Genomic DNA, 13,597 nt, shown 5'->3' with positions numbered 1-13,597 from the left:
CGCGCTGCACGGAGGCGGTCGCCAGCGCCGGCTGTAAAGCCTCGCGCACTGGGGCCCCATCACTCACAAGCCAGATCCAATCGATCCGGTCTTTGTACTTGCCCAGGGACTCGCGCAACTGGCGCTGCAGATACAGGTGCTGCTCGCAAGAGGTGTCGCAGGCGCCACCGGCGACCGAGATCAGCAACCACTGGCCTTGCAAGGAGGGCAGGGGCACAGAGCGACCGTCCAGCGAGCGGGCGTCGAATGCAGGCAAGGGGCGCTGAGGCTCGACCAAGGCGCCAAAGTTGCGCCGGCCCTCGGGCCGCACCACGTAGTAGGTGAAGTAAGAGGCGATCACAGGCGCGGCGCACACCAGCAGCACCGCCAGCATCTTCCAGCGGCCGGAGCGGGTGCGCAGCGTCTGCCCTCCCTCGGCATCGCCCAGCGACGGCAGCGAGTGGACGGTGAGGTCCAGAGGCTGTTCAGCGTCGCGCTCAGCGCGGTTCGCGGGCGGCGCGTCGGCGGGGGGCAATGAATTGGAACCAGACATAGAGAATGATGATGAGGGCCGACAGGGCCCACCACTGGAAGGCATAGCCGAAGTTCTTGTCCGCACCGCTGGCGGCCACGGGCCAATCTCGCAACAGGCCCTCCGACGGCGGCCCCACCTGCACCACTGACCCGTCCACCAAAGGCAGGCCGGTCTCGGCGCGGAAGGACTCGAGAAGCAGATTTTGCCGGATGGGGCCGGTGTCGGCGCCCTCGAAGGCATAGAGCCTGGCAGGCGCAAGGGCGATACGGCCGGTCACCGTGATCTCTCCCGCTGAACTGACCACTGGCGCCAACCGAGTCCGGTCCTGAAAATCTCGCGGGATCCAGCCGCGCTGGACCAGCACCACCTCATCACGTCCGGCCAGGCGCAGCGGGGTGAGCACGTAAAAGCCAGGGCGTCCCTGCATCTGCCGGTTGTCCAGGTAAACGGTGCGCTCCGCCACCCATTGCCCACGCAGGGCGACCCGGCGATGAAGCAGCTCGGAAGCAGGTGCAGCCGCTCGCGGAGCCACCAGCACCTCTGCCTCGAGAGCCGGCAGGGCCTGGCGTGCTTCCAGGGACGCCTGCAGGGCCAGTCGCTGCTGACCGCGGCCCAACTGCCAAAAGCCCAGGCCCAGGGTAAGCGCCACGGTGGCCAGAGCAGCCATGGCCAGACCTACACGTAACCAGGGGCTACGCGCTGGCAGGGGCGGCTCCGAAGCGCTCACGTGATAATCGCTTTCATGAAATCGATTCTGGTCATCGCGGCATTTGCCGGCATCCTGGGTAGCCTGGGGGCGGCGCTGTACTTCATGATGCGCTCACGCGAGGACGAAGCGGGGCAGCCCCGTCCCAACCGGATGGCCACCGCGCTCGCGATGCGGGTCGGATTGTCCATCCTCTTGTTCCTTTGCGTCCTGCTGGCCTGGAAACTCGGCTACCTACAACCGACCGGCATTCCAGCCGGCGCCTGAAGCGCGGCTGTAGAGGCGCTCCCACTGCGGGGACCGCCAGTGCGGCAATCCCACTGAAAAGGGCCGCTCGCGCGGCCCTCGTACCTCTCACTTAGGCGGCGATCCGTTACATCCAGTAAACGAGGATGTACAGACCCAGCCAGACCACGTCCACGAAGTGCCAGTACCAGGCGGCGCCTTCAAATCCGAAGTGCCGCTCGCGGCTGAAGTGGCCCTTTTGCAGGCGCAGGGTGATGAACAGCAACATCAGCATGCCAACGAACACGTGGAAACCGTGGAAGCCGGTGAGCAAGAAGAAGGTGGACCCGTAGGGGCCGGAAGAGAGCTTGAGGTTCAGGTCCCTGTAGGCGTGCACATATTCATAGCCCTGCACGAACAAGAACACGATGCCCAGCGCCACAGTAGCCCACATCCAGGTGATGGTCTTGGCGCGGTTGCCGGCCTGCAGCGCGTGGTGGGCGATGGTCAGCGTGACACCCGAGGTGAGCAGCAGCGCGGTGTTGATGGTCGGCAGCCAGAACGGGGTCATGGTCTGGAAGGGTTCCACCGTGCCCGCCGGTGCTCCGGTGGCGCCCGCCATGACCGTGGGCCAGGCTGCCTTGAAGTCGGTCCAGAGAATCGCGTTTTCGACGTTGGCCAGCTCCGGCAGCGAGTGCGCGCGCAACCACCACAGGGCGGAGAAAAAGGCGCCGAAAAACATCACTTCGGAGAAGATGAACCAGCTCATGCTCCAGCGGAAGGAGATGTCGATCTTGCGGCCGTACTGCCCGCTCTCGCTCTCACTGATCGCATCCTTGAACCACTGGAAAAGGATGACGGCAAACCAGGCCAGGCCAAAGAACAGGGACCACTTGCCCCACTCCACGCCGTTGATCCACTGGCCCGCGCCCAGGATCACAAAGAACAGGCCAAACGAGGCCAACGCCGGGTGGCGCGACGGCTGGGGCACGTAGTAGTACGGCGTGGTGCCGGGTGCGCTTTGACTCATCTCAACTCCTCGTTCCGAAATCTCATCGGTAGAACTCAAAACTCAACAAACTCAAACGATCCAGTGGACCAGGGCCACCAAGCCCCCCACGAACAGGCCCACCGCAATCAGCGCGACCAGGACCACATGCAGGGGATTGAGCCGACCCATGTCGCGCTGGTAATCCGCGTTCTTGCGTACGCCCAGAAAAGCCCAGCCCACCGCCTGGAGGGTCTGCAGCAAGCTGCCGCGCCGCTGAAGGACTGCCTCGCCTGGACGGCCGCCTTCTACAGGGTCCTGCGCCATGTTCACGAGCTGCGCCCCACTGTGGTCAAGGGCAGGGGTAAGACCGGAGCCACCAGGGGCACGGCGACCGCCGTGGGTGCCAGGGGCAGAGCGGCGGACGGAGCCGCCGGAGTCCGTGCGCCCACCTCGAAGAAGGTGTAGGACAGGGTGATGGTGGTCACGTCCTTGGACAGCTTGGGGTCGATAACAAAGGCCACCGGCCACTGCTTTTTCTCACCCGGCTCGAGCGTGTACTGATTGAAACAGAAGCACTCGAGCTTGTTGAAGTGCGCCGCCGCCTGCTTGGGTGCGTAGCTCGGAATAGCCTGAGCCGCCATACGCCGAGGCTGCATGTTCTGGAACTCGTACATCACCGTGGTGAGCTCGCCAGGGTGAACCTGCAGCGTGCGCACCGCCGGCTTGAACTCCCAGGGGCCGCGGGCGTTGGCGTCGAACTCGACGGTGATGGTCCGGCCGGTGTCGACCTGGGTGTTGGCGGGCGTGCGGGTGGCACCCCCAGGCACCTGCTTCTCGCCCAGGGCAAGAATGTTGATGCCGGTGACCTCACAGATCTTCTCGTACAGCGGCACCAACGCGTAGCCAAAGGCGAACATGCCGCTCACGACCACGGCCAGCTTGCCGACCATGCGTGCATTCTCGCGAGCCAGGGCCATGTGCGGGCTTTCCTCAGCGTCCCAGCAGGAACATCTTGGCGACGAAGCCGACGAAGAAGGCAGCCACGATCGAAGCCAGGATCAGCGCCAGGCGCAGATTGGCTTTCTTGCGGTCGTCCTGCTCAGACACAGTGGGCTCCATCGGATTCAATCAGTTCGGCCAGATCAGTGCGCGTCGCCGACGATGCGGTTGGCGGCGGCATTGAGCTTGGGCGGGTTCTCGAAGGTGTGGAAGGGCGCCGGCGAGGGCACTTCCCACTCCAGGCCTTCAGCGCCCTTGCCATCGGCGTCATTCCAGGGACGCTGGGAGGCCGGCTTGCCCTTGCCCATCATGACGGGCAGGACGATGAAGAAGAAGAAGTAGACCTGGGCAAAGCCGAACAGGAAAGCACCGACGGAGGCCAGCGCGTTGAAGTCGGCAAACTGCATCGCGTAGTCAGCGTAGCGGCGGGGCATGCCGGCCAGGCCGAGGAAGTGCATCGGGAAGAAGGTGATGTTGAAGGCAATGAGCGACCACCAGAAGTGGATCTTGCCCCGCGTCTCGTCGTACATCACGCCGGTCCACTTGGGAACCCAGTAGTAAAAACCTGCGAACAGCGCGTAGAGCGAGCCAGCCACCAGCACATAGTGGAAGTGGGCCACAACGTAATAGGTGTCCTGCAGCAGCAGGTCCACCGGAGCGATGGCCAGGATCAGGCCGGTGAAACCGCCCATGGTGAACACAAAGATAAAGCCCACCGCAAACAGCATCGGGGTCTCGAAGGTCATCGAGCCCTGCCACATGGTGGCGATCCAGTTGAAGATCTTCACTGCCGTCGGCACCGCGATCAGCATGGTGGCGTACATGAAGAACAGCTGGCCAGTCACCGGCATGCCGGTGGTGAACATGTGGTGCGCCCACACGATGAAGGACAAGATGGCAATCGAGGAGGTGGCGTACACCATGGAGGCGTAGCCGAACAGGCGCTTGCGAGCAAACGCGGGCACAACCTGGCTGATGATGCCGAAGGCCGGCAAGATCATGATGTAGACCTCGGGGTGACCGAAGAACCAGAAGATGTGCTGGTACATCACCGGGTCACCGCCCGAGGCCGGATTGAAGAAGCTGGTACCCAGGTGGCGGTCGGTCAGCGTCATGGTGATCGCGCCAGCTAGCACCTGCATCACCGCGATGAGCAGGTAAGCGGTAATCAGCCAAGTCCAGGCGAACATCGGCATCTTCATCAGCGTCATGCCGGGGGCGCGCATGTTGAGGATGGTGACGATGATGTTGATCGAGCCCATGATGGACGATGCGCCCAGGATGTGCAGCGCGAAGATGCCCATGTCCATGGAGGGGCCCATCTGCAGGGTCAGGGGCGCGTACAGCGTCCAACCCGCGGCCGGGGCGCCGCCCGGAACAAAGAACGAGCCGGCGAGCATGAGACCCGCGGGAATCATCAGCCAGAAGCTGAAGTTGTTCATACGGGCAAAAGCCATGTCGGCCGCGCCGATCTGGAGCGGGATCATCCAGTTTGCGAAGCCCACGAAGGCCGGCATGATGGCGCCGAACACCATGATCAAACCGTGCATGGTGGTGAGCTGGTTGAACAGCTCGGGGTTGACCAGTTGCAGCCCGGGCTGGAACAGCTCGGCTCGGATGCCCAGTGCAAGCACACCGCCGATCATCAGCATCGCAAAGGCAAACAGCAGGTAGAGGGTGCCGATGTCCTTGTGGTTGGTGGCATACACCCAGCGGCGCCAGCCGTGCGGGTGGTCGTGTGCGTGGTCGTGCCCGTGGGCGTCGTGATGGTCGAGAACTGCGCTCATCGTGTGTACCTCAAGCTGCTGAATTATTTACCGCGCTGGGCCAGAACTTCGGCCGGCTGGACCACTTGGCCGGTCTTGTTGGACCAGTGGTTCTTGGTGTAGGTGACCACCGCCGCGATGTCGGTGTCAGAAAGCTGCTTCCAGGCGGGCATGGCGTTGCGGCCCTTGAGCAGCAAGGCGATTTCCTTGTTCTTGTCGGCGTCCAGCACCAAGGCCGAGCCGTCGATCGGCATGATCGGGCCAGCACCCTTGCCATTGGCCTGGTGGCAGGCGGCGCAGTTGGCTGCGTAGACCTTTTCGCCGCGCACGGACAGGTCGGCCAGCTGCCAGACCTTGTTAGGGTCATCGAGCTTGGCGGCCATCTTCTTTTGTTCCTCGCCGACCCACTTGGCGTAGTCTTCGGTGGAGAGAACCTTCACCTGAATGGGCATGTAGGCGTGCTCCTTGCCGCAAAGCTCGTAGCAGTTGCCGTAAAAGTCACCGGTTTTGTCAGCGCGGAACCAGGTGTCGCGCACAAAGCCGGGAATTGCGTCCTGCTTGACGCCCAGAGCAGGCACGCCCCAGGCGTGGATCACGTCATTGGCGGTGGTGATGATGCGGACCTTCTTACCCACCGGCACCACCAGCGGGTTATCGACCTTGAACAGGTAGTCGTTACTGGCGCCCTGCGTCTTGCCCGAGTTGGACATTTCGCGGTGCGAGGCGTCCAGGGCCGAGAGGAAGGAAATGCCGGCGCCCTCGCCATTGAGGTAGTCGTAGCCCCACTTCCACTGTTGCCCAGTAGCCTTGATGGTGAGGTCGGCGTTGGTCGTGTCCTTGGTGGCCACCAAGACCTTGGTGGCGGGCAAGGCCATCAGAATCACAATCACGAAGGGGACCAGGGTCCAGATCACCTCGACGCTGACCGACTCGTGGAAGCTGGCCGGCTTGGCGCCCTTCGACTTGCGGTGCTTCCAGATGGAATAGAACATCACCGCGAACACCGCGATGAAGATCACCAGGCAGGCGATCAGCATCATCCAGTGAAGCCAGCTTTGCTCGGCAGCGATCCGGGTAGCGGCGGTTTGAAGATTGAGCTGGCGAACGGCCGGACCGCCCGGCAGATCCTCCACAGCATGCGCGCCGGAGAAGACGCCCGCAGCGACCAGCAGCGCTGCCGCCTTCTGGGTAATGCTTTTCATCGTTTTCACTTCGTTCTACCTCTTAGACAATCCCACTGTCCCTTCGGACCAGCCTCATGCGCTCTCTCGCAGGGCCTGACGAATCTCCTGGGCCAGTGCCGGACGCAGCTCAGGACGCACGAAGCGGCCCACCTGCACCGACCGGCCCCGGCCGGACACCTCTATCAGCGACCGGTGATCGGCCTGCGGCTCGATCCGGACCCAGTCCCGATGAAACTCGGCGCGCTCAAGGCGGCCGGCATTCTCCAGTTCGACAACCAGGCTGGGGCCCGAAAGGCTAATGCGCTCGCCATCGGTGGCATGACGCGAATAAATCAGAAGGGCCACCCCGACCGCCGACAACTCAAGCCAAGCGATGGGGAGCACCAAGGTAGCGCCCTGAAACCAAAAAGCGACCGCAATGCCCAGCGACAAAACACACAGGGACGCATAAAACCACCCCAGCTGGGAGGGCGTCACCGAGCAATTTCGCTTCAAGGCCCACTGAACGCAAGAACCCTGAACGGTGGCAAAACGGAACATCGACATGTGCGTCGGTTGCTGACAAAGACTAGGACGCGATTCTACCGTGAGCATCTTGCGCTTCCGGACTCGCCGCACGAGACCCCTTCCTTCTCGTGACCATTACGTCAGTCCCTAGACGTTTCATCGCGAACCGCCCTCGGGTCGCTCGCCGCGCAGCAGTTGCCGCATCTCCTGCAGGGACACCGCGCTTTCGGGCAGAACCCGAGGACGCGCCGCCGGGCGCAGGGCATGGCCGTAGACGATTTCGAACTCCAGGGCCAGGCGGCCATCCTGCCCCGCAAGCCGCTCGCGCAGGGTAGCCAGGAGTCGTTCGCGCCAGAGCCGCCCCCGGCAGGCGGGGAAACGCCCGGGGTGCAGGTTAGCGCCCAGGGTGCGCAACTCCTCGAGCATGGCCTCGGGCGTGGTCCAGGTGAGCGTGAGCCGCTCCATGTCCATCACTGGCTCGGCAAAGCCGGCCTGAACCAGCATGTCGCCCCAGTCGTGCATGTCGGTGAACTCGGGGCCGGCTGGCGGCCAACCCAGGTCGGCATAAAGCCGACGCAGCACCCGCAGGCTGTCGGGCCCCAGGCTGGAAAACATCAGAAAGCCGTCGACGGCCAAGGCGCGGTGCCAGCGGGCCATGAGCGCCTGCGGGTCGGCAGCCGTGTGCAGCGCCATATTGGCCCAAAGCATCCGGGCCGTGCCATCGGGCGCATCCGCGGCCACCGACACGGGGGCCTCGGACCAGCGCCGCCACCAGGGCCTGCGCAGGCGCGTGGCAGCGTACAGGGCCTGCGCCGGATCGGGCTCAACCGCGGTGCAGAGGGCCTGGGGATAGCGGGCGCGCACGAGGGCGTGGGCCTCGAGCCCGCCCCAGACTGGCCGCCAGTCGACCCAGGACTCGGGACGCAGGCGGATCCACTCAAGGCGCTCTGCCATGCGCCGACCCACCTCCTCGTGCAGCCAGGGAGAGGGCCCGGGCGCGCGCCGGGCGAGACGCTCGGCGGCTACGGGGTCGACAGTGGGTGGGCGGGTGGTCAAGGCAGGGCGGGCGAAATGCGGGGGACGCTTCCTGCGGGAAGCAGGCGCGCCAGTATATTGACCCGCATGTCTTGGCCTCGCTTTCCCGCCCGCTGCGAGGTCTGCCGCGCCTGGCCGTCGCGGCCGGTGTGCCCGGCCTGCGTCGCCGACCACGGCGATGCGGCAGCCGGCATTGCCAGCCGCTGCGCGCTGTGTGCCCTGCCCCTCGCTTTGGACCTGCATCGACACCTGGCCAGAGCACAGCCTGCGGCCCGCGGTGCGCGCGGAGAAGGCGCAGCCCCCGACGTGCCGGCTGCCAAGGTCCGGGCGCCCGTCTGCGGCGCCTGCCTCCTGCGGCCGCCGCCACTGGACGCCTGCTTCAGCGCCCTGGCCTATGCCTTCCCCTGGGACGCGCTGGTGACCCGGTTCAAATTCGGCAGCGAGCCCGCGCTGGCCGGTCCCCTGGCGGGGCTGATGCGCGCCCAGCCAACGCTGATGGCAGCATTGGCGGCGGCAGACCGGGTGCTGCCCCTGCCACTGGCCGCAGGGCGACTGGCCGAGCGCGGCTACAACCAGGCGCTCGAGTTGGCGCGGCGGCTGGTGCCACGGCGACAGTTAGCGACCGGGCTGCTACAGCGCGTGCGCGAGACCGCGCCGCAGAGCGCGCTGCCGCTGTCCGAGCGGGCAGGCAACCTGCGCCAGGCCTTCGCGGTGCCGCCCAGGCTAGCGGCTACCATCCGGGGACGACGCCTCGTTCTGGTTGATGACGTCATGACCAGCGGCGCGACGCTGCACGAGGCCGCCCGCGCCTTGCGCCGGGCCGGAGCGGCCAGCGTGAGCGCGGTGGTGCTGGCCCGCACCGACCGCCCCTAGCCATGTTTCACATCGTCCTTGTCGAACCCGAGATTCCGCCCAACACCGGCAACGTCATCCGGCTGGCGGCCAACACCGGCTGCACCTTGCACCTGGTCGAGCCTCTGGGCTTTTCGATGGAAGACAAGCTAATGCGCCGTGCCGGGCTCGACTACCACGAGTGGGCAGACGTGCGCCGGCACGCCCACTGGGACGCCTTCCTGGCTGCGGTGCAGCCCGACCCGGCGCGCTGCTTCGCGCTCACCACCCGTGGCACGCGCGGCGTGCACGAGGCGGCCTTCCAACCCGGTGATTGTTTCGTGTTCGGCTCGGAGAGCCGGGGCCTGGACCCGGCCCTGCGCGAGTCCTTCCCGCCGGCGCAGCGCCTGCGTCTGCCGATGCGGGCCGGTCAGCGCAGCCTGAACCTCTCGAACGCGGTCGCGGTGACGGTGTTCGAGGCCTGGCGGCAAAACGGATTTGGCGGGGACACCAACGGCTGATAACCGCCGTGGCCCCAATATGGCCACCGAGTGGCCATAAGTCGTCCTGCGTCGCCCTGCGGCCTCAGGCGTAGCAGCGCGCCAGCGACTCCGCCACGCAGACTGGCTTGTCAGAGCCCTCGCGCTCAACGACCACACCCCAGGTGATCTGCACACCACCCTCGACCGGGTCACACGCCATCAACGTCATCCGCGCGCGGACCCGGCTGCCCACGGGCACCGGCGCCGGAAAGCGCACCTTGTTGAGGCCATAGTTGACCCCCATGCGCACGTCGCGCAGGGTCACCGCCATTGCGAAGAATTTCGACAACAACGAGAGCGTGAGAAAGCCGTGCGCAATGGGCGCGCCGAAGGGCCCGGCCTGGGCGCGCTCGGGGTCGACGTGAATCCACTGGTGGTCGTGCGTGGCGTCGGCAAAGCGGTCGACCTGATCCTGGGTGATGACGAGCCAGTCGGTGACGGCCACCTCTTGGCCGACCAGGGGAGGAAGTTCCGCGAGGGTCTGGAAGGTTTTCATCAGCCCATCGTAGCGGTGCAACGCGCGGGCCCATGTCACCTGCGTGTACGTCGTCACCTGCGTACAGCCCTCAGGGACACCGATGCCCCGGTTCGAGGCGCGGTGTGGCCTAGTGCGCGGCCTTCAAAGCGTCGTCAAACTGGCCGCTGGTGAAATTGCGAAGGACCGCAGCCTGGAAGTCTGCCGGAGCCATCTTGTCCATCTGCGCCGGCGAGTACCCCGTCGGAGCGTGCTCCGCCAGCAGCTTCTTCGCCTGCGCCTTCGCCGCGTCGGGGGACAGGGTCGGATCCCTGGCGACGATGACATCGGCCAGCGCCTTGACCATCGCAGGAACAACCCTGTGAATGGCGGGCGCGCTCCCGTTGTGGTGCAGCCGCTCATCCCCCAGCACGCCAGAAACCCACTGGGAAAGAGCCCTCTGCCCATGGCGACCTTCGCCATCCCGCCCCCCCTCCACGAGGTGCTTGGCGATCGACCCCAGCTGGCTGCCCATTTCCTCTGGCGCTGTACGGTGGTCCAGCCCCTGGGTCAGGACGGCGTCGGTCAGGGTGGTGGCGAGGTCGCTGCGCGCCGTTTCGAAATCCTTGTCGAGAGACAGTTCCCGGTGGGCGTCGAGCCTGCGGGACCTGGCCTGATCGACCATGGACGGCGCCACCGAATCCCCGAGCTTCTCCGCCTTTTCGACCACGGCACGCGCAACCAAATAGTTCTCGAGCCGCCCCTTGTAGGAGGGAGGCGCTAAGTCACGCGCCCCATCGGCCAGCAGGTTCTCGAATGCCGCAGTCTTGCCGTCAGTCGCGGAGCCACCGGCGCCTAGCAGCCGGCTGGCGGAGTCGGCGAGCCTGGCGGGCAAGGCCTGACGGTCTTCCTGGGAGAGTGCAGATCGCCCACCTGCCGAGGCGCTTGGCGCCACGCTGGCGCGACGGGCATCTATCGCGGTGAATGGGGCCTGCCCCTCGGGCGCAGAGGCGGCATAGGTCCGGGCACTGGGGGCGGGAGGCGCTACCGCGTTGACCGGTACCGCTTTGCGCCCGCCCTGAGTCCCTTCTGCGCCTCCTGTCCCCCCTCCGCTTCGCGAGGGCGCTGATGGTGCGGCCTTACTCTCCGCACCGAATCCTCGAACGAAAGCCCTGAACTGATCCAACCTTCCCGCTCCGCCTGCCTTTTCCATGTGCTGCACTCCTGCTCAGTCCCTGTCGCGGCGGGACCGACCCGATGGTGTGTTCCCGGGCGGCCGTACCCAAGCGGACAGCCCAGCAATGAATCCCAATCTACTCATCTGTAATCCCTAAGTCAACAATAAATTAGCGGATGTGCGTGCTACCCTCCCCCCGCTATGTTCAACCCCTCCCAGGACGACGTCCGCCGCTTCTTCTGCGGGGTCCAGGCCAAAGCACAGGCCCAAGCCCCGATGGACGCCCTCGAGACCCTGGCCGGGCAGTGGCTGGCCGAACACCCCGAGTACGAGGCCGACCTGGCCGACGCCGAGGCCGCGGTGGCGAAGGTCTATGACGGGCAGGACGGCCGCACCAACCCCTTTTTGCACCTCTCGATGCACCTGTCGATCAGCGAGCAATGCTCGATCGACCAGCCCCAAGGCATCCGGCAGGCGGTGGAGCTGCTGACCGCGCGGCGCGACTCGCTGCACGAAGCCCACCACGAGGCCATGGAGTGCCTGGGCCAGATGCTGTGGGAGAGCCAGCGCGCCGGCCGGCCGCCCGATGGCCAGGCCTATATCGACTGCGTGCAGCGCCGCGCCACGCGCTGAGCCCCCGCGCCAGAGTGCGCGACATGGAGCGCCAAAGCAAAAGGCCCGCGTCTGCGGGCCTTTTGCATGCTGGCCACCCGAAAGCGGCCAGAGAAAGAAATCAGCGGAAGCGACTTTGCGGCTTGACCTGCATCTCGCCCTCGAGCGAGCCTACGTACTGCGCCAGGGCCTTGAGCTCGGCGTTGGTGAACTGCTTGGCAATGCCACCCATCACGCCGTTGGAGCGGCCGACCACGTTGTTCGGCTCGTTCTTGTAGGACTTGAGAGCCACGAAGAGGTAGTCGGCGTGCTGGCCGGCGAGCTTCGGGTAAGCGGGGTCGGTCGCCTTGGAGAAGTTGACGCCGTGGCAGGAAGTACAGGCCGCCTTTTGCAGCAGGGCCGCCACCTGGGGGCTGGGCTCGCGGGAGGGCTTGTCGGCCGCCGCGGGCTTGCCTTGCTTGGCATACCAGTCGGCCACTTCGACCATGTCCTGCTCGGACATGCCCGCACCGATGCCGCGCATGGTCGGGTGCTTGCGGTCACCGTTTTTATAGGCGTTGAGCGCCGCCACGATGTACTTGGCGTTCTGCCCCGAGATCATGGGCACGCGGTGGATCTCGGGAAAGGTGGCCTGGTAACCGGGGATGCCGTGGCAGCCAATGCACATGGCCGCCTTGGTCTCGACCGACTTGGCACCGGTGGCCGCACCCGTGGCCGCAGCCGGGGCAGCAGATTGGGCGAATGCAGCAGGAGCGGCGAGCGTGGCCGCCAGGGCGGTCGCACAAGCGACAAACAGGCCAGACTGGCCGAGGAGAGAGCGGAAGTACCTGATCATTTTGCGCGCACAATGAGCTCCAAGACAGCCGGGGATTATATGGCCCGGCCTTGATGCACCTGCGAAGCAATACACCGATGAAGTTCCAAGGCTCACAAAACTACGTTGCCACCCAGGACCTGATGCTCGCGGTCAACGCCGCCATCACCCTTCAGCGGCCTCTTCTGGTCAAAGGCGAGCCGGGCACCGGCAAGACCATGCTGGCCGAGGAGGTGGCAGCCGCCCTGGGCATGCCGCTGTTGCAGTGGCATATCAAGTCGACCACCAAGGCCCAACAAGGCCTTTATGAGTACGACGCCGTCTCCCGCCTGCGCGACTCGCAATTGGGCGACGAGAAGGTGCGCGACATCCACAACTACATCGTCAAAGGCGTGCTCTGGCAGGCCTTCACCGCCGAGCAACCGGTGGCCCTGCTGATCGACGAAATCGACAAGGCCGACATCGAGTTCCCCAACGACCTGCTGCGTGAACTCGATCGCATGGAGTTCCATGTCTATGAGACCCGCCAAACGGTGCGGGCGGTGAACCGGCCCCTGGTGTTCATCACCTCCAACAACGAAAAAGAGCTGCCCGACGCCTTCCTGCGCCGATGCTTCTTTCACTACATCAAGTTTCCCGACGCCGACACCATGCGTCAGATCGTGCAGGTGCACTTCCCGACGCTCAAGCAAGAACTGCTGTCGGCGGCGATGAAGACCTTCTACGACGTGCGCAACCTGCCCGGCCTGAAGAAAAAGCCCAGCACCTCCGAACTGCTCGACTGGCTCAAGCTGCTAGTCGCCGAAGACATTCCGCTCGAGGCTTTGCATAGCAAAGACGACAAGGTGGCAGTGCCGCCGCTGGTCGGGGCGCTCTTGAAGAACGAGCAGGACGTGACCCTGTTCGAAAAACTGGTGTTCATGCAGCGCAACAACCGCTGAACCGGCGTCCGCCATGCACCCGCTGCTGATCGAAGGCCTGTCCGATGCCGTCGGCTTTGTCGGCGGTGCGCTGGTGGGCTACTGGGCAAGCGTGCTGCTCGGCCTGGACATCTTCGGTCAGGGTTACGGGGCCGGCCAACTGGCGGGTATCGCTCTGGTCGGCGCGGGCGGCGGCGGCGGGCTGCAACTGGCCCGGCGCTGGCGCTCGGCCCGCTCGCGCTCGGCCCGTCGGAAGAAGGGCGACGAATGATCCGCCCTGCGCCCCTCACCCTGGAATGCCAAGACCTGCACCTAGAGCC

General features: G+C 65.4%; 19 protein-coding genes. 6 read left to right on the top strand and 13 right to left on the bottom strand.

Translation table 11 applies throughout. The features are described from left to right. Positions 1–532 (bottom strand): hypothetical protein (locus QE494_RS16640; protein ID WP_300045169.1); only part of this gene is annotated, 532 nt, incomplete at its 3' end. Beyond that, complete coding sequence (locus tag QE494_RS16635; protein ID WP_300045167.1) at positions 477–1,241, bottom strand: SURF1 family protein; 765 nt, start codon at positions 1,239–1,241, stop codon at positions 477–479. The genes QE494_RS16640 and QE494_RS16635, both read right to left, overlap by 56 nt. 15 nt (positions 1,242–1,256) lie before the next feature. On the opposite strand from QE494_RS16635, the gene QE494_RS16630 reads away from it, so the two are divergent. Continuing rightward, positions 1,257–1,487 carry a twin transmembrane helix small protein gene (locus QE494_RS16630; protein ID WP_300045164.1) on the top strand — a complete coding sequence of 77 codons (231 nt, stop codon included), beginning with the start codon at positions 1,257–1,259 and terminating at the stop codon, positions 1,485–1,487. A gap of 106 nt (positions 1,488–1,593) precedes the next feature. Here QE494_RS16630 and QE494_RS16625 read toward each other — a convergent pair whose 3' ends face one another. The 8 genes from QE494_RS16625 to QE494_RS16590 all read right to left on the bottom strand — a co-directional run bounded on the left by QE494_RS16625 (position 1,594) and on the right by QE494_RS16590 (position 7,948). Beyond that, on the bottom strand, positions 1,594–2,475 hold the full coding sequence (locus QE494_RS16625; protein WP_300045161.1) for a cytochrome c oxidase subunit 3: 882 nt from the start codon (positions 2,473–2,475) through the stop codon (positions 1,594–1,596). Positions 2,476–2,526: 51 nt separating this feature from the next. Continuing rightward, positions 2,527–2,760: a DUF2970 domain-containing protein gene (locus QE494_RS16620; RefSeq protein WP_300045158.1), complete on the bottom strand. Its 234-nt coding sequence runs from the start codon at positions 2,758–2,760 to the stop codon at positions 2,527–2,529. A gap of 2 nt (positions 2,761–2,762) precedes the next feature. Continuing rightward, a complete protein-coding gene (locus QE494_RS16615; RefSeq protein WP_300045155.1) occupies positions 2,763–3,413 on the bottom strand; it encodes a cytochrome c oxidase assembly protein in 651 nt (216 codons plus the stop codon). A gap of 13 nt (positions 3,414–3,426) precedes the next feature. Further along, a complete protein-coding gene (locus QE494_RS16610) occupies positions 3,427–3,543 on the bottom strand; it encodes a cytochrome oxidase small assembly protein (RefSeq protein WP_300045153.1) in 117 nt (38 codons plus the stop codon). A 35-nt stretch (positions 3,544–3,578) separates the two neighbouring features. After that, positions 3,579–5,222, bottom strand: coding sequence for a cytochrome c oxidase subunit I (gene ctaD, locus QE494_RS16605; protein ID WP_300045150.1), 1,644 nt, complete (start codon positions 5,220–5,222; stop codon positions 3,579–3,581). A gap of 23 nt (positions 5,223–5,245) precedes the next feature. After that, positions 5,246–6,403, bottom strand: coding sequence for a cytochrome c oxidase subunit II (coxB, locus tag QE494_RS16600; protein ID WP_300045148.1), 1,158 nt, complete (start codon positions 6,401–6,403; stop codon positions 5,246–5,248). A 54-nt stretch (positions 6,404–6,457) separates the two neighbouring features. Continuing rightward, entirely contained in the window at positions 6,458–6,931 is a 474-nt protein-coding gene (locus tag QE494_RS16595; RefSeq protein ID WP_300045145.1) for a DUF2244 domain-containing protein, read from the bottom strand. A gap of 117 nt (positions 6,932–7,048) precedes the next feature. Beyond that, complete coding sequence (locus QE494_RS16590) at positions 7,049–7,948, bottom strand: methyltransferase domain-containing protein (protein ID WP_300045143.1); 900 nt, start codon at positions 7,946–7,948, stop codon at positions 7,049–7,051. Between the two features lie 66 nt (positions 7,949–8,014). Here QE494_RS16590 and QE494_RS16585 point away from each other — a divergent pair, with 66 nt between their 5' ends. Further along, a complete protein-coding gene (locus QE494_RS16585; RefSeq protein WP_300045140.1) occupies positions 8,015–8,800 on the top strand; it encodes a ComF family protein in 786 nt (261 codons plus the stop codon). Positions 8,801–8,802: 2 nt separating this feature from the next. Continuing rightward, on the top strand, positions 8,803–9,279 hold the full coding sequence (locus tag QE494_RS16580; protein ID WP_300045138.1) for a tRNA (cytidine(34)-2'-O)-methyltransferase: 477 nt from the start codon (positions 8,803–8,805) through the stop codon (positions 9,277–9,279). A gap of 64 nt (positions 9,280–9,343) precedes the next feature. On the opposite strand, the gene QE494_RS16575 is transcribed toward QE494_RS16580, so the two are convergent. Both QE494_RS16575 and QE494_RS16570 read right to left on the bottom strand, forming a co-directional pair. After that, positions 9,344–9,796: a MaoC family dehydratase gene (locus QE494_RS16575; RefSeq protein ID WP_300045136.1), complete on the bottom strand. Its 453-nt coding sequence runs from the start codon at positions 9,794–9,796 to the stop codon at positions 9,344–9,346. Positions 9,797–9,905: 109 nt separating this feature from the next. Further along, positions 9,906–10,649 carry a hypothetical protein gene (locus tag QE494_RS16570; protein ID WP_300045133.1) on the bottom strand — a complete coding sequence of 248 codons (744 nt, stop codon included), beginning with the start codon at positions 10,647–10,649 and terminating at the stop codon, positions 9,906–9,908. Between the two features lie 483 nt (positions 10,650–11,132). Between QE494_RS16570 and QE494_RS16565 the strand changes: the two genes are divergently transcribed. Then, positions 11,133–11,564 carry a DUF1841 family protein gene (locus tag QE494_RS16565; protein WP_300045131.1) on the top strand — a complete coding sequence of 144 codons (432 nt, stop codon included), beginning with the start codon at positions 11,133–11,135 and terminating at the stop codon, positions 11,562–11,564. A gap of 100 nt (positions 11,565–11,664) precedes the next feature. Here the strand turns inward: QE494_RS16565 and QE494_RS16560 are convergent, their stop codons facing one another. Next, entirely contained in the window at positions 11,665–12,378 is a 714-nt protein-coding gene (locus tag QE494_RS16560; RefSeq protein ID WP_300045129.1) for a cytochrome c, read from the bottom strand. 77 nt (positions 12,379–12,455) lie between these two features. Here QE494_RS16560 and QE494_RS16555 point away from each other — a divergent pair, with 77 nt between their 5' ends. Further along, complete coding sequence (locus QE494_RS16555) at positions 12,456–13,298, top strand: MoxR family ATPase (RefSeq protein WP_300045127.1); 843 nt, start codon at positions 12,456–12,458, stop codon at positions 13,296–13,298. Positions 13,299–13,311: 13 nt separating this feature from the next. After that, positions 13,312–13,548 carry a hypothetical protein gene (locus tag QE494_RS16550; protein WP_300045125.1) on the top strand — a complete coding sequence of 79 codons (237 nt, stop codon included), beginning with the start codon at positions 13,312–13,314 and terminating at the stop codon, positions 13,546–13,548. Positions 13,549–13,597: the final 49 nt, after the last annotated feature.

It is taken from the genome of Ramlibacter sp. (assembly GCF_029866045.1).
In the GTDB taxonomy this organism is placed as follows: Bacteria; Pseudomonadota; Gammaproteobacteria; order Burkholderiales; family Burkholderiaceae_C; genus Ramlibacter.
This window is presented reverse-complemented; position numbering and strand designations above follow the sequence as displayed.